15 protein-coding genes are annotated in these 17321 nt (G+C 63.6%); 13 read left to right on the top strand and 2 right to left on the bottom strand.

Going from position 1 to position 17321, the window contains the following annotated elements:
• The 8 genes from E1809_RS17795 to E1809_RS17760 all read left to right on the top strand — a co-directional run.
• Positions 1–1698, top strand: a 1698-nt coding sequence (locus E1809_RS17795; RefSeq protein WP_133205564.1) for an alpha-amylase family glycosyl hydrolase, incomplete at its 5' end; no start/stop codon positions are given.
• 40 nt (positions 1699–1738) lie between these two features.
• Positions 1739–2158 (top strand): hypothetical protein, encoded by a 420-nt coding sequence (locus E1809_RS17790; protein WP_133205563.1) that lies wholly within the window; start codon positions 1739–1741, stop codon positions 2156–2158.
• 95 nt (positions 2159–2253) lie between these two features.
• Positions 2254–2628 carry an SPW repeat protein gene (locus E1809_RS17785; RefSeq protein ID WP_133205562.1) on the top strand — a complete coding sequence of 125 codons (375 nt, stop codon included), beginning with the start codon at positions 2254–2256 and terminating at the stop codon, positions 2626–2628.
• 108 nt (positions 2629–2736) lie between these two features.
• A complete protein-coding gene (locus E1809_RS17780) occupies positions 2737–3363 on the top strand; it encodes a TetR/AcrR family transcriptional regulator (protein WP_133205561.1) in 627 nt (208 codons plus the stop codon).
• An 81-nt stretch (positions 3364–3444) separates the two neighbouring features.
• Positions 3445–4035 (top strand): TetR/AcrR family transcriptional regulator, encoded by a 591-nt coding sequence (locus tag E1809_RS17775; RefSeq protein WP_133205560.1) that lies wholly within the window; start codon positions 3445–3447, stop codon positions 4033–4035.
• A 290-nt stretch (positions 4036–4325) separates the two neighbouring features.
• Positions 4326–5822: an aldehyde dehydrogenase family protein gene (locus tag E1809_RS17770; RefSeq protein ID WP_133205559.1), complete on the top strand. Its 1497-nt coding sequence runs from the start codon at positions 4326–4328 to the stop codon at positions 5820–5822.
• A complete protein-coding gene (locus tag E1809_RS17765; protein ID WP_133205558.1) occupies positions 5823–7463 on the top strand; it encodes a GMC family oxidoreductase in 1641 nt (546 codons plus the stop codon). It begins immediately after the preceding gene.
• 301 nt (positions 7464–7764) lie between these two features.
• Positions 7765–9453, top strand: a complete 1689-nt coding sequence (locus E1809_RS17760; RefSeq protein ID WP_235835667.1) for an APC family permease — start codon at positions 7765–7767, stop codon at positions 9451–9453.
• A 52-nt stretch (positions 9454–9505) separates the two neighbouring features.
• Here the strand turns inward: E1809_RS17760 and E1809_RS17755 are convergent, their stop codons facing one another.
• On the bottom strand, positions 9506–11011 hold the full coding sequence (locus E1809_RS17755) for an amino acid permease (protein WP_133205557.1): 1506 nt from the start codon (positions 11009–11011) through the stop codon (positions 9506–9508).
• 266 nt (positions 11012–11277) lie between these two features.
• On the opposite strand from E1809_RS17755, the gene E1809_RS17750 reads away from it, so the two are divergent.
• From E1809_RS17750 to E1809_RS17735, 4 genes are read left to right on the top strand one after another with little or no spacing between them, the layout of a single operon-like run.
• Complete coding sequence (locus E1809_RS17750; RefSeq protein ID WP_133205556.1) at positions 11278–12414, top strand: diaminopropionate ammonia-lyase; 1137 nt, start codon at positions 11278–11280, stop codon at positions 12412–12414.
• A gap of 12 nt (positions 12415–12426) precedes the next feature.
• Entirely contained in the window at positions 12427–13602 is a 1176-nt protein-coding gene (locus E1809_RS17745; protein ID WP_205754238.1) for an ArgE/DapE family deacylase, read from the top strand.
• An 8-nt stretch (positions 13603–13610) separates the two neighbouring features.
• Positions 13611–13898 carry a RidA family protein gene (locus E1809_RS17740; protein ID WP_133205555.1) on the top strand — a complete coding sequence of 96 codons (288 nt, stop codon included), beginning with the start codon at positions 13611–13613 and terminating at the stop codon, positions 13896–13898.
• Between the two features lie 46 nt (positions 13899–13944).
• Positions 13945–14874, top strand: coding sequence for a LysR substrate-binding domain-containing protein (locus tag E1809_RS17735; protein ID WP_133205554.1), 930 nt, complete (start codon positions 13945–13947; stop codon positions 14872–14874).
• Here E1809_RS17735 and E1809_RS17730 read toward each other — a convergent pair.
• A complete protein-coding gene (locus E1809_RS17730) occupies positions 14871–15794 on the bottom strand; it encodes a LysR family transcriptional regulator (protein WP_133205553.1) in 924 nt (307 codons plus the stop codon). The two genes, E1809_RS17735 and E1809_RS17730, sit on opposite strands and share 4 nt — an antisense overlap.
• A 137-nt stretch (positions 15795–15931) precedes the next feature.
• On the opposite strand from E1809_RS17730, the gene E1809_RS17725 reads away from it, so the two are divergent.
• Entirely contained in the window at positions 15932–17311 is a 1380-nt protein-coding gene (locus tag E1809_RS17725; protein WP_133205552.1) for an MFS transporter, read from the top strand.
• Positions 17312–17321: the final 10 nt, after the last annotated feature.

The following is a 17321-nucleotide window of genomic DNA, read 5'->3' as shown; positions in this document are numbered from 1 at the left end:
TTGTCTTGGCAGGACCGGCCCGCGGACCTGAAGGACCTCGATGCCCGGCGGGAGGCGGATCCGGACTGGTTCCAGGCGCAAGGGATGCTGGGCGGAGTCTGCTATGTGGACCGCTATGCCGGAAATCTCCCGGGCCTGAAGTCCCGCATTCCCTACCTCAGGGAGCTCGGCCTCAATTACCTTCACCTCATGCCTGTGTTCCTCGCTCCGGAACCGAACTCCGACGGCGGTTATGCCGTCTCCAGCTACCGCCAAACGGACCCTAAAATCGGGACAATGGCCGAGCTGCGGGAGGTGGCRGCGGAACTGCGGGCCAACGGAGTGAGCCTTGTGGTGGACTTCATCTTCAACCACACCTCGAACGAGCACGAATGGGCCCGGCGTGCCGCCGAGGGAGACCCCGGGTTCTCTGACTACTACTGGATCTTCCCCGACCGGACCATGCCTGATGCGTTCGAACGCACCGTGCGGGAGATCTTTCCGGACGAYCACCCGGGATCCTTCGTGCAGCAGCCGGACGGGCGGTGGGTCTGGTGCACTTTCCACACGTTCCAATGGGATCTGAACTATTCGAACCCGGCAGTGTTCCGCGCCATGGCCGGCGAAATGCTCTTCCTGGCAAACCAGGGTGTCGAGGTCCTGCGCATGGATGCCGTGGCGTTCATCTGGAAACAACTGGGCACCGTCTGCGAGAGCCTGCCTGAAGCGCACGTGCTGCTCAAGGCGTTCAATGCCGTGTGCCGTATSGCCGCGCCGTCGCTGCTATTCAAATCCGAGGCCATCGTCCATCCGGACGAAGTCATCCAGTACATCGATCCCGCCGAATGCCAGCTTTCCTACAATCCACTTGAAATGGCGCTCGGCTGGGAGGCACTGGCCACCCGTGACACGTCGCTACTTTCCCAAGCGCTCGAGCGCCGCCACAATCTCCCTGCCGGCACCGCGTGGGTGAACTACGTGCGCAGCCACGACGACATTGGCTGGACCTTCGCGGACGAGGACGCCGCGGAGCTTGGGATCAACGGTTTCGACCACCGGCGCTTCCTCAACGCCTTCTACACGAACCGGTTTCCGGGAAGCTTCGCCCGCGGTGTCCCCTTCCAGGACAACCCTCGCACGGGAGACTGCCGGATTTCGGGCACAACGGCATCCCTGTGCGGGCTCGAGGTCGACCCCGCCGAGGCGATCCGCCGGATCCTGCTGCTCCATTCGATCACCCTCACCACAGGAGGKATCCCGCTCATCTACCTCGGCGACGAGGTCGGCCAACTCAACGACGCCGACTATGCGCTGGAACCCGGACATGAGGCCGACAGCCGCTGGGTCCACAGGCCCCGATACCCCGCCGAACCTTATGAACACCGCCATGACCCGACCACCATGGCAGGGAAAATCTTCGAAGGACTGTCGACAATGCTCGAAGTCCGCGCGAAGACGCCCGAACTCTCGGGGAACCGGCTCGTCGGGTTCAACACCCACAACCGTCATGTCCTGGGCTACCAGCGACCCGGTGACGCTTGCACCGTCCTCATCCTTGCGAACTTCGCCGATACCCCACAGCACATCGGGACCGCGACGCTCTCCGGGTTCGAAAGCGGCGCCGTCGACCTTCTCACGGGGCGGACAGTCCACCTTACAGACGGCATCACGCTCCCCCCGCAGGAATTCATCTGGCTTCGGACCGAGCCAGTCCACTGACCGTCGACACATCGCGGGCACGGCACCAGGACCGGATCCCATGACAGAGCTTTCATCGTCCGCCAGTGCCCCCGGGACGAGGACGCGCAGGATTCTCGCAATCGCTTCTGCGTTGATGGTCGCGATCGCCTGGGTCCTTGTCGTCATCGAGGCCGTCCTGTATCGGGGCGAGTTCATCTTGACGACGGTCGCCGAAGCCGTGGCCGCCGTCATCACACTGCGCCGGGCATGGATCGTGGGTTTCTCCGGCCGCCATAAAGACCTGGCCCTGACCAGACGGCCATGGAGGTGGCTGACGCTCGGGGTCATCGTCATTGCGGTGATCCTCTATCTGCCCTCGACAGCGGGCCAGCGACAATTCCTGGGAATCACCGCCGCGTCCATCATGTTCGTCGGTTACATGTCCTTGGTCCTGTTCGTCGAGACACCAAAGCGGCCAGACGATGCACCGATCCAGTGAGGCCCGCCCGCGCGATCTGCCGTCCCGGCCCGGCCTATTGACCGGGCGGTCAATCAGGCGTAGACCGGAATTGCCAATGAACTATTCATAGGGAGATGAGTTTGATGAAGCCGTGGACCAAATGGCAGAACTGGGTGGCTGTGGCCGCTGGTTTGTACGCCGCCTTATCGCCGATCTGGACACCGACCACTGGAAAGACAACAGCAACACTGATCGTGCTGGGTGTTCTCACACTCCTTGCCGGATTGGCCGATCTGGCAATGCCGAGACTGCTTTCGGTGGAATATGCCCAAGGAGTTCTGGGTATCTTGCTCTTTGTCGCACCGTGGGTGCTTGGATTCACCGGCATGACCGGAATGGCCATCACCGCCTTTGTGTGCGGCGCCGTCACGATCATTGCCACGGCATGGGCATTGCCTTCGGTCATGAAGATGCACGAAGGCCACGGCCACCGGCCAGCAGCCGCATAAAAATGGCATGACACCGGGTTTGTCCGAGTGCCATGCCCACAGCAATCCGTTTAAGGGGCCTGGATTCCTCCGACCCCTTAGACCGCATTGCAAACAACGGAGGCCACAGTGAAAACCGTTCAGGGACCGGAAATCCTTGATACCCGCGGCGATGCCCGGACACTGATCTTGGATTCCGCCGAGGACCTCATTGCCGAACACGGATTCAAGGGCACTTCGACGGCCTTGATCGCCAAATCCGCCGGCGTCGCGAAGGGCCTGCTTTTCTATTATTTTCCGGTCAAGTCCGATCTGCTGGTGGCCCTCATGGCCGAGCGTTTGCCCGCCATGCCATTGGACACCGATCGGCTGGCAATTCCCGGAGACCCCGCAGCCGGACTAATCGGCACTTTGGACGCATTGAACCTTAGCGATCACAAATCCATCGTTCTTCGTGTGATCCTCTGGCGCGAGGCCGACACGCACCCGACCGTGCGTGCCCAACTAAGGAAATTCCAAACGGGCCTGGAACGCGATACCGCCGCGGTGTTGCGCAAATGCCTTCCCGACATCGCAGATGCTGAACGGATCAAGGCCTGCGCTACCGCCTGGGTCAGTGCCATCTTTTCCTCCGCTACCGACGACAGGCTTTCCGATCTTGACGGGCTCCCCCGACGAAGCAAGGAGCAACTAAAAGCCATCGCCTTCGCCCTCGCAGCAAGCCTGCGCGGTGCCACGGCCGTGCTGGCTTCATGAATGCTGCCCAAATTGTCCTGGCTCCGTGACTTCGCCGGTCAGCGAGATGCACCTGCCCGGGTTTCCCAATAGTCTGGCCGAGTGGATACAAACACCGTTAATTCCGGCGAACAACTCGGCAGGCAGTCGCGCATTCTCGAAGCCGTGCTGGACCTGCTGTCACGCCACGGCATTTCCGGTGTCAATATGCGCGCTGTGGCGCGGGAGGCCGGCGTCGCCCTTGGCCTGGTGAATTACTACTACGAGGACAAGTCGAGTCTCATCCGGGCTGCCCTGCGACGAATGGACGAACATGACCTCATGCTCGTCGCACCCGACCCCGCTTCGACCCCGGACGAACAGCTGCGCAAGGCCCTCAAGCGGGTTGCCGCCGCGGAACTTCTGACCACGCGATACTTGTCCTTGCGACTCCATCTCTGGGCCCTCGCGCAAGCCGACGAGGATTTTGCACTGATCAACGCGGCCGCGTTCGACCGATACCTGGACGGGCTCGCGGCGCTCATCGGAAGCGCCAAACCCGAGCTGTCCCGGGATGAATGCAGGCAGCGCGCGGACGACATCGTCGTCATACAAAACGGCATGTGGCTGACTTCGCTCCTCGGCATAGATCAAGCCGCCATCCAAAGAAGCATCGCCCGCACGGAGCAAATCGCCTTCGCTCCTGCAGAATAGAGCTCACCTGCGCCGAACCACCATCACCGGCGCGGCGGACGGCCCATTTCCGATTCCTCCCTCCTGACGCCCCTGCCCTTCCGCAGAAACCGGGCGCAAAGTTTGAACATTTGTTCAGGCTAACCCTTGAACACTTGTACAAACTCCACTAACCTGCCTGTATGACTTACGCCACACCGGACCGGTTCCGGATGGCCAAGCTCATCGAGCCGGGCCGTCGAAGCCGTCCCGCCCAACGCCGGGTGGGAGACCGACAGCCATCCCCTCGCCGTCCTACTGGAGGAGACCCTATGACCGATACCGCATCCACCCTGTTCATCAACGGCTCGTGGGAGCCGGCCGGATCCGGCGCAGTGCGCCAAATCCGGAACCCCGCCGACGGCGAACTGGTCGCCACCGTCTCCGAGGCAGGCCGGGAAGATGCCGAGCGCGCCATAGCTGCTGCCCGCACTGCCTTCGACTCCGGCGTCTGGGCTGCAGTACCGGCGCCCCAGCGAGGCGCCTTCCTGCTCAAGGTGGCCGCGGAACTGCGCGAACGCCGCGAGAAATTTGCCCGTGCCGAGTCGCTGGATACCGGAAAGCGGATCATCGAAAGCCGGATCGACATGGACGATGTCGCAGCCTGCTTCGAATACTTCGGCAGGCTCACCGGACAGCAGGCGGGCCGCATTGTGGACGCCGGCGACGCCGCCGTCGTCAGCAGGATCGCCTTCGAGCCGGTAGGCGTCTGCGGCCTGATCACGCCATGGAACTACCCGCTACTCCAGGCAGCCTGGAAGATCGCGCCCGCGCTGGCGGCTGGCTGTACCTTCGTCCTTAAGCCCTCCGAACTGACTCCGTCCACCAGCATCCTGGCCATGCAGCTGCTGCAGGACCTCGGCCTTCCCGACGGCGTTGCGAACCTCGTCACCGGGCCCGGCGCGGAGGCGGGCGCACCGCTCTCCGAACACCCCGCCGTCGACCTTGTCTCCTTCACTGGCGGGCTGGAGACCGGCAAGCGGATCGCCGCCGCGGCCGCCTGCACTGTCAAGAAGATCGCGTTGGAACTCGGCGGCAAGAACCCCAACGTGGTGTTCGCCGACGCGGACTTCGACGCCGCCGTCGACAATGCGCTCAACGGCGCCTTCGTCCACTCCGGGCAGGTCTGTTCCGCAGGTGCGCGGCTGGTGGTCGAGGAATCGATCGCCGAACGCTTCGTCGACGAGCTGGTCCGGCGCGCGCAGGAGATCCGCCTTGGCGGCCCCTTCGATGAAGCAGCCGAAACCGGGCCGCTCATTTCCGCGGCCCACCGCCAAAAGGTCGACGCCTACGTCCGGCGCGGCGTGGAGGAAGGGGCGCGGTTGCGGTGCGGCGGCGCGGCACCCGCCGCGCAGAAGTACGACGCCGGGTTCTACTACCAGCCGACCGTCCTGGACCGCGTGCGCCGGGGAATGTCCGTCGTCGTGGATGAAGCGTTCGGCCCGGTAGTGACCGTCGAGACGTTTCTAAGCGAGGACGAGGCCGTGGCAACCGCCAACGACACCGTCTACGGGCTTGCGGGCGCCGTCTGGACCCAGGATGCGGGCAAGGCACAGCGTGTGGCGGGCCGGCTGCGGCACGGCACCGTCTGGATCAATGACTACCACCCCTACCTTCCGCAGGCCGAGTGGGGTGGCTTCGGCCAGTCCGGCGTCGGCCGCGAGCTCGGCCCAAGCGGGCTGGCTGAATACCAGGAAGCCAAACACATCTACCAGAACACCAGCCCGCAGGTCACCGGCTGGTTCGCTGACCACAGCAAGGAGAACTAGATGCACACCGACAACGTCGAGACCCTCAACGACCGGGAGTTCGACTACATCGTCATCGGCGGCGGATCCGCCGGCGCCGCGGTCGCCGCGAGGCTAAGCGAAGATCCGGCCGTGTCCGTGGCGCTGGTGGAGGCCGGGCCGGATGACCGTGGCAAACCCGAAATCCTGCAGCTCGACCGCTGGATGGAACTGCTGGAATCCGGCTACGACTGGGACTACCCGATCGAACCGCAGGAGAACGGCAACTCCTTCATGCGGCACGCCCGAGCGAAGGTCATGGGCGGCTGCTCCAGCCACAACTCCTGCATCGCTTTCTGGGCCCCGCGCGAAGACCTGGACGAGTGGGAGTCCAAATACGGCGCCAAAGGCTGGAACGCAGAGGCCGCCTGGCCGTTGTACCAGCGACTGGAAATGAACGAGGACGCCGGCCCGGACGCGCCGCACCATGGTGACTCCGGCCCCGTGCACCTCATGAACGTTCCCCCGGCGGACCCGGCTGGCGTGGCGCTCCTGGACGCCTGCGAACAAGCCGGCATTCCGCGCGCGAAATTCAACAACGGCACCACAGTGGTCAACGGCGCCAACTTCTTCCAGATCAACCGCCGCGCGGACGGCACCCGATCCTCCAGCTCGGTTTCCTACATCCACCCGATCATCGAGCGCGCGAATTTCACCCTGCTGACCGGACTCCGTGCCCGCCAGCTCGTGTTCGACGCGGACAAGCGGTGCACCGGCGTCGACGTCGTAGATTCGGCGTTCGGCCGGACCCACCGGCTCGCTGTGCGCCGCGAGGTGGTCCTGTCCACCGGCGCCATCGATTCGCCCAAGCTGCTCATGCTCTCGGGCATCGGCCCTGCCGCGCACCTGGCCGAACATGGCATCGAAGTCCTGGTCGACTCCCCCGGCGTCGGCGAGCACCTGCAGGACCACCCCGAAGGCGTGGTGCAGTTCGAAGCCAAGCAGCCGATGGTGCAGGCATCGACCCAGTGGTGGGAAATCGGCATCTTCACCCCCACCGAAGACGGCCTGGACCGCCCGGACCTGATGATGCACTACGGCTCCGTCCCGTTCGACATGAACACCCTGCGGCACGGCTACCCCACCACGGCGAACGGGTTCAGCCTTACCCCGAATGTCACCCATGCCCGCTCCCGCGGGACCGTCAGGCTGCGCAGCCGCGACTTCCGCGACAAGCCCATGGTCGACCCACGGTACTTCACCGATCCTGAGGGCCACGACATGCGCGTCATGGTTGCCGGCATCCGCAAGGCCCGCGAAATCGCTGCCCAGCCGGCAATGACCGGATGGACCGGCCGTGAGCTGTCCCCGGGCATTGAGGCCCAGACCGACGAGGAACTGCAGGACTACATCCGCAAGACGCACAACACCGTGTACCACCCCGTCGGCACTGTGCGCATGGGCCCGGACGAGGACATCATGTCGCCGCTCGACTCCGAACTGCGGGTCAAGGGAGTCACCGGCCTGCGTGTCGCGGACGCCTCGGTCATGCCGGAGCACGTCACGGTCAACCCCAACATCACCGTCATGATGATCGGGGAACGCTGCGCGGACCTCATCCGCTCCAGCCAAGCCTGCGAATCCGCGACAGCGGAGGCAGAACTCCGCGCCGTCTTTGCCTGATCGGCTGCCGGCTTCACTTCAATCGCCACAACCAGGCGCGATTACCATTGAACATCTGTTCATTCACAAGCCTTGAACACAGGTTCATCACCAACTAGCCCGTACATAGGAACCACGCCGCACACAACGGAGTCAGGCGGCGTGTGTCCATGACTTTTCAGCGGCTAGTCATCAGCAATGGGGGCGACTGGCCGGGCACTGCAACGCGCTGCCGGCCCGTCGATTCAGCAGTGTGATTTCCGTGCGTCCAATGGGGGCCGCAGGGAAATCACCAACATGCTTTTCTGACTTAGGAGGTCAGATGTTGGAACCCAGCAAGAGTACTGATTCAAGTGGCATGGACGAATTCGGCTATGCCCAGACCCTGGACCGGAGTATCGGCAAGTTCGCCAGCTTCGCCGCCGGCGTCAGCTACATCTCCATCCTCACCGGTGTATTTCAACTGTTCTACTTTGGTTTTTCCATGGCCGGACCGGCTTATGCCTGGTCCTGGCCCGTCGTTTTCGTCGGCCAGCTAATGGTGGCGCTGTGCTTTGCCGAACTGGCAGGCCGCTACCCCGTTGCCGGCTCGGTCTACAACTGGGCCAAACGGCTCGCCTCCGGGACATCCGCGTGGCTGGCCGGCTGGCTGCTGCTGTTGTCGTCCATCATGACGCTGGGGTCGGTGGCACTGGCCCTGCAGATCACCCTGCCGCAGCTCTGGTCCGGCTTCCAGATCGTAGGCGACGGCACCGGCACCTACGACTTCGCCCTTAACGGGGTTCTGCTCGCCACCATCATGATCACCATCTCGACCCTCATCAACGCGTTCGGCGTGAAGCTCATGACCCGGATCAACAGCATCGGCGTCTTCGTCGAGCTGATCGCGGCCGTGCTGCTGGTCCTCGCGCTGGGCTGGCATGTAGTGCGGGGCCCGGAAGTTTTCTTCAACACTGCCGGATTCGGCCAAGGCCACGACCTCGGCTTCTTCGGCGTGTTCCTCATTGGCGCCATGGCTTCCGGCTATGTCATGTACGGGTTCGATACCGCAAGCTCGCTCGGGGAGGAAACAAAGGATCCCAAGCGCACGGCTCCGAAAGCCATCCTGCGGGCCGTCACAGCTTCCTTCTTGCTGGGCGGGCTGATCCTGCTCTTCGGCATCCTGGCGGCGCCGGACCTCAGCGACCCCAAGCTGGGAGCTGCCGACGGCGGCCTGCAGCACATCGTTCTCTCCGTCCTCGGGGGACCCTTCGGCAAGGCGTTCCTTGTGTGCATCGTGGTGGCCGTGGTGGTCTGCACGCTGGCCGTCCACGCCGCGGCCATCCGCATGATGTTCGCCATGGCGCGTGACAACAACCTGCCCTTCAGCCGGCAGCTCAGCAAGGTAGACCCGGTCCGCAAGACCCCTACGATTGCAGCAATCGTGATCGGTATCCTGGCCGTGATTCCGCTGCTGGTCAACATTACGCAGCCTGCGATTTTCACGATTCTGTCCAGCATCAGCATCGTCCTGATCTACCTGTCGTACCTGCTGGTCACCGTTCCCATGTTGCGCAAGCGGCTCTCCCGGAAATGGCCGCTGCTCGATGATGGTTCGAAAGCCGGATTCAGCATGGGCAAATGGGGGCTGCCCGTGAACATCCTGGCAGTCCTGTGGGGTGGTGCGATGACCCTGAACCTGATCTGGCCGCGCACGGAAATCTACAACTCGGTGCCGCCGTTCGAGTGGTACCTGCAGTGGGGCGGGGTCATCTTCGTCGCCGTAGTCACGGCAGGCGGGGTCATGCTGTACCGCTTCAAGATCGGGCACCAGACCGGAGTCCTCGCCGAGCACGCCGCCATGGCACCAGTCAATCCAACCGGTGACTCCGCCCGGAGCGATGACTCGGAAACGGCGCAGCTTGCGCCGGATCCTGTCCGGCATGGCGTTGGCGTGGCATCTGCCGACATAACCAACGAGATTCCGGATGCACTGGCAGTTGACGCCGTCGCATCAAACAAGGGGGCATAGGCTTCGCGATGAGAACGTCCGGGTGCTACGGCACCCGGACGTCCTATTTGCATTACGCCCCGGAGCGTTCCTCCCTGGTGGCTGTCTTCGCGTCAGCCTGGGCCCGGATGTTGCTGCGTGCGAGGTACCAGCCGATGACCAGCAGCGGGACGATCAAGGCGATCGATGCGATGGTGTAGGTGCCTACCGGGTAGTCCATCGCCATAAGGACAAGCACTGCCACCAGGAAGACCAGGGTGATGATTCCGGTCCAGGGTGCGCCGAACATCCGGAAGGCGGGACGGTTGAGTTTTCCTTTCCGGGCCCATGACCAGAGGCGCAACTGGCACAGCACAATGGTTGCCCAGGCGACGATCAGGCAGAGCGATGAGATGTTGAGGACAATTTCGAAAGCCGCCCCGGGCACCACAGCGTTGAGGCCGACGCCGAGCAGAGCCACGGCGCCGGTCATCAGGATGCCTCCGTACGGTACGCCGTTGCGGCTCATGCGCCCCGCGAACTTCGGGGCAGAGCCGGCCACCGAGAGGGAGCGCATGATGCGGCCGGTTGAGTAAAGTCCCGCGTTCAGGGACGACAACGCCGCTGTCAGAACAATGAGGTTCATGACGGCGTCTCCGCCGGCGATGCCGATGGACCCGAAGAAGGTCACGAACGGGCTTTCGCCGGCCTTATAGGCGGTGAACGGCAGCAGGCAGGACAGCAGCAGGACGGAACCAACGTAGAACACGCCAATACGGACAACGACGGCGTTGATCGCCTTGGGCATGATCCGTTCCGGGTTGTCGGTCTCCCCCGCTGCGGTCCCGACCAGCTCGATCGCACCGTACGCGAAGATGACACCTTGAATCACGACCAGGGCCGGGAGGACGCCGTTGGGAAACATGCCCCCGTTGTCGGAGATAATGCTGAAGCCCGCGCTGTGGCCCGCAATCGGGGTGCCGAACAGGACAAAGCAGACGCCGACGACGACGAAGGTCACCAGCGCTGCAACCTTGATAAGGGAGAACCAGAACTCAAGTTCCCCGAAGACTTTCACCGAGAGCAGGTTCAGGCCAACGACGAGGGCCAGTGCGGCCAGGGCAAACACCCATTGCGGTACGTCCGCCAGGACCGGAACGTATTTCTTGAAGAAGTTTATGTAAAGAGCGACGGCGGTGACGTCCACGATCGCGATCATGGACCAGTTGAGCCAGTACAACCAGCCGACGGCGAAGGCCGCCTTTTCGCCGAAGAATTCGCGGGCGTAGGAAACGAACGAGCCCGAGGTGGGCCTGTGTAGGACGAGTTCGCCAAGGGCTCGGAGGATCAGGAACGCGAAGAACCCGCAAACGGCGTAAACCATTACCAGCCCGGGTCCCGCCGCGGCCAGCCTGCCGCCCGCGCCCATGAAGAGCCCGGTTCCTATTGCTCCGCCGATTCCGATCATCTGTATCTGACGGGCCGAGAGGCCCTTGTGGTAGCCCTGCTCGTCCTCCTGGAATCCCGGACCTGCGGCCGGGGAATCCGGGCCTGTTTGCTTTATGTCGTGGGTTTCCCGGGTGCTGCGTTGCACGGTCATGAAGGTCGCTTTCGTGGAAGGGGGTGGCCACAAAACGTGGCGTGATTTCGGCGCAGCCCTGTGGCGCCGCTCACTGTCCGGTCAATCCTCAAGGACTCCGGCGAAAAGAAAAAGCGCGGATAGCCGGACATGAAAGTGAAGGGAAAACGGCCATTCGCCCGCTATGCACCCCGAACGGCGAGACCGCTGAACTTGAAGAAATACTTCAACAAAAGGTCCCGAAACTACCGCTTTTATTTGAACCTAAGCCGGTTCACTCTGGATACATGCCATCGACTGACACAACTTCCTGGTACGCCAACCCCGCTGCCCGCACGTGGCGGACGGCCGCACCATCGTCCGCACTCGCCTACCACCAAACGCTGGAGGGGTACGCCCCGACCCCTTTGACTCCGCTCCCACAGCTGGCGGCCGAACTCGGCGTCGGGCAGGTATTCCTCAAGAATGAGTCGGACCGTCTCGGCTTGCCGGCTTTCAAAATCCTCGGCGCCTCCTGTGCGGTCTGCCGCGCGATCTGCGAACGGTTCAGCCTCGACGCCAGCGGAATCACCGTGCCGGAGCTGCGCGACTACCTGACCGCAAATGTTCCGGCCGGCCAGGTTCCGATCCTCGTGACAGCCACCGACGGCAACCACGGCCGCGCCGTGTCACGCATGGCTAGACTCCTCGGACTGAAAGCCCGCATCTACATTCCGAAGGGACTCAGCGATGCCGCTATCGAAGGAATCAAGGGCGAAGGCGCCGAATTGATCCCGCTGGAACTGACATACGACGACGTCGTCCAAGCCGCGGCGGAATCGGCAGAAGGCAACCCGCTGGACCTGCTGGTCCAAGACACCTCCTGGCCCGGCTACGAAGACATCCCCCGCTGGATCGTGGACGGGTACACCACCCTTTTCACCGAAATCGACCAGCAGCTTGCCGTCCTAGGCTACGACGGCCCCGACCTGGTGGCCTGCCCCGTCGGGGTCGGTTCCCTGGCCCACTCATTGGTGGACCATTACCGCAGCAACGGCCACCCGCACCCTTCGCTGCTAAGCGTCGAGCCGGAAACCGCCGCATGCATCGCCCGGTCATTGCTTGCCGGCGAGCCCATCACCGTGGACACCAGCTTCCCGACCATCATGTCCGGCCTGAATTGCGGCACCCCCTCCGAGCTTGGCTGGCCCTCGCTGCTCGCCGGACTCGATGCGGCCATCAGCGTCTCGGAGGACGAGTGCCGGCAGGCAGTAGTGGACCTCAATGCCCTGGGCCAGGACGCCGGACCGTGCGGAGCGGCCACGCTGGCAGGGGTGCGCACCGCACTCCAAGGCGAGGGCCGCCGTCGTGATCTCAACATCGGACCGGAATCCATCCTTGTCCTCGTCAGCACCGAAGGCCTGGACGCCAACCCCCTCCGCTAAGGACCAACAACAATGTCGACACAATCAGAAACCACACCCGCGGCCCGGCCCGTCATGGACCCTGCCGAACTTCTCAAAGACCTGGTCCGCATCGACTCGGTCAACCCCGGCCTCGTCGCCGGCTCCGCCGGCGAGACCGGAATCGCCGACTACACCTCAGCGTGGCTTGAATGTCACGGCTTCGAGGTAACGCGGCTTGAAGCAGAGCCGGGCCGCCCGTCCGTCGTCGGCGTTGCCGCCGGCAGCGGCGGCGGCAACAGCCTGATGTTCAACGGCCACCTGGACACCGTAACCCTCGCAGGGTACGACGGCGACCCCCTCGATCCGCGGGTGGAGGACGGGAAGATGTTCGGCCGGGGAACGTTCGACATGAAGGCCGGCATCGCGGCCATCATGGTCGCCGCAGCCACCGCCGCGGCACAGCCCCACCGCGGTGACATCATCGTCGCCCTGGTATCCGACGAAGAATACGCCAGCGCGGGAACCGAAGAAGTACTCCGCCACTTCACCGCCGACGCCGCCATCATCTCCGAACCCACACACGAAGACGTTGTCATAGCCCACCGCGGCTTCGCCTGGTTTGACGTCACCATCCACGGCGTGGCAGCCCACGGCTCCCGCCCGGACCTCGGCATCGATGCGATCGCGAAAGCCGGACGCTTCCTCACGGGCATGGACCAGCTCACCCGCAAGCTCGCCGAAGGGACACAACACCCCACCCTGAAAGCAGGAAACATCCACGCCTCGCTGATCCGCGGCGGCGAAGAAATCTCCAGCTACCCAGCCGAATGCACCATCTCCCTGGAACGCCGCACCATCCCCGGGGAAACCGCCGACACCGTCGAAGCCGAACTGCGTGCGATCCTTGACGATATAGCCGCCACCGACGCGGAATTCCAGTACACCATCACCCGCGGACTCGAACGCCAACCTTTCGAAGTCTCCCCCGAAGAACCCATCGTGCAGGCGCTGCTCACCGCCGCCAAGAACAGCACCGGCCAGGACCTGGCGCTGCGCGGCGAACCGTTCTGGACCGACGCCGCGCTCATGCTCGACTCCGGCATTCCCGGCCTCCTCTTCGGCGTCGACGGCGGCGGCGCCCACGCGGCGACCGAATGGATCGAACTGGCTTCACTCCGCCGCGTTACCTCGGTCCTGACCCAGACCACCCTCAACTATTGCCAGTGAAGGAACCCATGACACAGACAACCCACCACACCGGACTGCACGAACAGACGAAGCATCGACTGCAGGAACTCGGAATGGAACTGCCCACGCCTTCAACTGCCGTGGCCAGCTACGTGGCCGCCACCCGGATCGGAAACACCGTTTATACCTCCGGACAGCTCCCCCATGAAAACGGAGTCCTGGCCGCCACCGGCAAAGTCGGCGCCGACCTCGACCACGCACGTTCCGCCGTCGGGGTCGCCGAACTGCCCCTGAACGCACCGGTGGAAGTGGAACTCATCGTAGAGTTTTCCTAGCCATGGCCTCCACGGCCAGCGAAAACCATTAGCGGAAGGGCCGCACATGCTCAATGTCGGCAGGCTGAGGGTCTTGCGGGAACTGCATCAGCGCAAGACCCTTTCCGCCGTGGCCGAAGCCCTTTCCTACAGCACCTCGGCCGTGTCCCAACAGGTCCGCCTGCTGGAAAAGGAAGTCGGCGTGGCCCTGGTTGAGCCCGCCGGGCGGCGGCTGAAGCTGACGCCTCAAGGACTGACCTTGGTCGCCCACGCGGAAACCATCCTCGCCATGCTCGAGCGCGCAGAAGCAGACGTATCCACCTCGCTGGAACAGCCACGCGGAACAGTCAAAATCGCGGCCTTCCAAACGGCCGCCCTGACCTTCCTGCCACGGGTCGCCCTGGACCTGCGCGAGCTGCATCCGGACCTGACCATCGAATTCCATCAGGGCGAACCGGAGGAAACCCTCCCTGCCCTCCAATCGGGCGAATACGACCTCGTCATTGCCGAGTCCTACCCAGGCCTGCCGGCACCGTCCCTGACCGGCATCGTCTATGAGAGCTTGTTTCAAGACCCACTTAGGCTGGCCATGGACGCGGCCACAGCCGCCGGGATCAACCCCGGGCAGGACATCATCGGACAACTCTCCGAAGCAGGCTGGGCCGTCGAAGCGATGGACTCCGCACCCCGCACTTGGGTCATCAACCAGTGCCGCGCCACAGGATTCGAACCCCGCATCGTATGCTCCTCGGAGGACCTGGCCGTGCAACTGCGTTTCGTTGAGGCCGGACTCGCCGTTGCCGTCCTCCCCGGCCTCGCGCTGGAACACGCCGCGCCGAACATCCGCCGCTACCCCACGTCCACGGGAATCCAGAGCCGCACGGTGCTCGCCGCGTGCAGGGAAGCGTCCAAAGACCGGCCCGCAATCGCGGCCACCCTCGCTTCGCTGCACAGGGCAAGCACAAGGTACGGGAGTAACCAGGCACGCGCGGGCTAGTCGGGCGTGACGTCCTGCAGCAAAGCGATGTGCTGGTGGGCGTACTTGATGAACTCGCGGGTCGCCGGTGAAAGTGAACCATTGACCCGGGTGATGAAGGCGAAATGCTCATGAAAGGCAGGGGCGAGGGATACGTATCCCAGCCCCTGCCTTTCAATCATGGATTTGGCAACGTGGTACGAAACCAGCGAGTCGCCAACGCCTTGGGCGGCCAACTCAACAGCGTGGGTCTGAAACTCCACCTCTGCGATCGGGTTCAAGGTCACTCCCGCATGCTGGGCGCGCTCGGTCATCGACAACCGCAAAGGGTCTGAATTGGACCAGCGCGCCTCCGAAAGGATCAACGGCGCAGCGGCCATCTGTTCAATCGAAACCGGACCGGTCAACCGTTCAGGATCCGCACTGACGTAAACCACCTCGTCACTGAGCACGGGAGGACCGACGGACAATCCCCGGTCATCGACCGGCAGTTGCACGAGGCCGGCCTCCAGCTCACCGTCACGGACGGCATCGGCCACCTCGGAGGAATTCAGGCCGACAACCCTGATTTTCACCATGGGGTACTGCTCATGGAAATCACGGATGAGTCCGGTCAACAGGTAAAGGTGGGCACTGTTGAACGTCCCGAAGGAGACGGTCCCGCCTTGGAGAGTGCGGACCTCGCGCACAAGGTCGGACAGGCTGTCGACTTCATCGAGCGCCCGCTGGGCACTGGGCAATAGCAGCCGGGCTGCTTCGGTGAGTTGCAACTCCCTGTTGGTACGGGTGAACAGCTTCACTCCGAGGCTGCTTTCCAGCCGGCGAATCTGTTCGGACAGGCTTGGCTGCGCGATGTGCTCGGCCTCGGCGGCCGCCGACAGCGTCTTGTGCTTCGCCGCCGACAGAAAATAGCGGAGCTGCTGGAGCGTCAAACTAGGCATAGGCTTTTCCTTGAGGAAGGGTAAGAATTTGAGTCTACACCTCGAGCCAAATCTTCCGTAACGTTGTTCCCACGCCGGTGACGGCAATCACATCCAGCCGATTCCGGCACACTTTCTCCACTGATTAGGACAACGCCATGACTGCGATCTCTGCTGCTTCAGGCACCCATCTCATCGACGATGGACCACTGACGAGATACCACCGCCGGCTCATCGCCGCCTGCTCAGGCGGCCCCTTCCTGGACGGCTACCTCCTCAGCATCGTCGGTGTCGCCCTCACCGGCGCCAGCGCGGAACTGCGACTGGATTCCGTGCAGCTTGGCCTGGCCGGCGCCGCGTCCCTCGTGGGCCTGTTCCTCGGCAGCCTCGCCCTTGGCCCGATCACCGACCGGATCGGCCGGAAGATGATGTACACCGTGGACCTGCTGGCCATGGTCATCGGTTCCCTCGCCTGCCTTTTCATCAGCAACGGGGTTCAGCTGATCCTCCTGCGCCTCGTGGTGGGCCTGGCCGTGGGCGCGGATTACCCGATCGCCACCGCCCTCCTGACCGAATGGATACCTAAGAAGCGCCGAGGAGCGATCATCGGCTGGCTTTCCACCATCTGGCTGGTCGGCGCCATCGTCGCGTACCTGGTGGGCTTCCTGCTCTCCAGCACGTTCGGGCAGGGATCCTGGCGCTGGATGCTGGCCAGTGGCGCACTGTTTGGAGCCATCGTGATGCTGCTGCGTTTCGGCGCCCACGAGTCACCCCGCTGGCTGGTGGCGAAGGGACGGCTCGAGGAGGCCCGCCAGGCTCTTTCCAAAGCACTCGAACGCCCCGTCTCCCTCGAGGATGTACACGCCCTGGTGGCGACGGACGAACCCGAAACCAAGGCAAACTTCGTCGCCTTGCTCAAGGCACCCTTCCTGAAGCGCACCTTGTTCTGCGGGCTGACGTGGATGTGCATCGCCCTCCCGCAGTTCGCCCTGTTCACCTATGGCCCGATCATCCTGGCCCAGTTCGGCCTCGGACACGGCGGCGCGGAAGAAACCCTCGGCCAGATCGTCCTGAACCTGGGATTCCTCATCGGTTCCCTCCCGGCCCTCCGGTGGGTGGAAACCCGAGGCCGTCGCCCCTTGATGATCTGGACATTCGTCGCCGCGGCAGTCTTCCTGCTCCCCCTCGGACTGTGGCCGGAAGGACCCGGCTGGTTCGTGATGGTGTTCTTCTTCCTCTTCACGCTCGCCAGCGGCGCCGGAACCATCCTGGTGTTCATCTACCCCAATGAATTGTTCCCCACCAGTATCCGTGCCTCGGCCGTCGGACTCGCCACCGCCATCAGCCGCATCGGCGCTGCCATCGGCACCTACATGGTCCCTCTCTCCCTCAGTGGGATCGGGACCGGTCCGACCATGCTGATCGGTGTCGGGCTCACCGTCCTCGGCCTGGTGATCAGCATCGCCTGGGCCGAAGAAACCCGCAACAAGTCCCTCGCATCACTGACCACCAAGATCCTGACCACGGTCAAGGGCTAAGACTCCAAGG

The sequence above is a fragment of the Arthrobacter terricola genome (assembly GCF_004354015.1).
GTDB classification, from domain to species: domain Bacteria; phylum Actinomycetota; class Actinomycetes; order Actinomycetales; family Micrococcaceae; genus Arthrobacter; species Arthrobacter terricola.
This window is presented reverse-complemented; position numbering and strand designations above follow the sequence as displayed.

Excerpts from the sequence above, each read along its gene's own strand:
- E1809_RS17785 (WP_133205562.1), top strand. The coding sequence starts at position 2,254 with ATGAGTTTGATGAAGCCGTGGACCAAATGGCAGAACTGGGTGGCTGTG.
- E1809_RS17725 (WP_133205552.1), top strand. The coding sequence starts at position 15,932 with ATGACTGCGATCTCTGCTGCTTCAGGCACCCATCTCATCGACGATGGA.
- E1809_RS17740 (WP_133205555.1), top strand. The coding sequence starts at position 13,611 with ATGACACAGACAACCCACCACACCGGACTGCACGAACAGACGAAGCAT.
- E1809_RS17745 (WP_205754238.1), top strand. The coding sequence starts at position 12,427 with ATGTCGACACAATCAGAAACCACACCCGCGGCCCGGCCCGTCATGGAC.
- E1809_RS17730 (WP_133205553.1), bottom strand. The coding sequence starts at position 15,794 with ATGCCTAGTTTGACGCTCCAGCAGCTCCGCTATTTTCTGTCGGCGGCG.
- E1809_RS17770 (WP_133205559.1), top strand. The coding sequence starts at position 4,326 with ATGACCGATACCGCATCCACCCTGTTCATCAACGGCTCGTGGGAGCCG.
- E1809_RS17790 (WP_133205563.1), top strand. The coding sequence starts at position 1,739 with ATGACAGAGCTTTCATCGTCCGCCAGTGCCCCCGGGACGAGGACGCGC.
- E1809_RS17735 (WP_133205554.1), top strand. The coding sequence starts at position 13,945 with ATGCTCAATGTCGGCAGGCTGAGGGTCTTGCGGGAACTGCATCAGCGC.
- E1809_RS17755 (WP_133205557.1), bottom strand. The coding sequence starts at position 11,011 with ATGACCGTGCAACGCAGCACCCGGGAAACCCACGACATAAAGCAAACA.
- E1809_RS17750 (WP_133205556.1), top strand. The coding sequence starts at position 11,278 with ATGCCATCGACTGACACAACTTCCTGGTACGCCAACCCCGCTGCCCGC.
- E1809_RS17760 (WP_235835667.1), top strand. The coding sequence starts at position 7,765 with ATGTTGGAACCCAGCAAGAGTACTGATTCAAGTGGCATGGACGAATTC.
- E1809_RS17765 (WP_133205558.1), top strand. The coding sequence starts at position 5,823 with ATGCACACCGACAACGTCGAGACCCTCAACGACCGGGAGTTCGACTAC.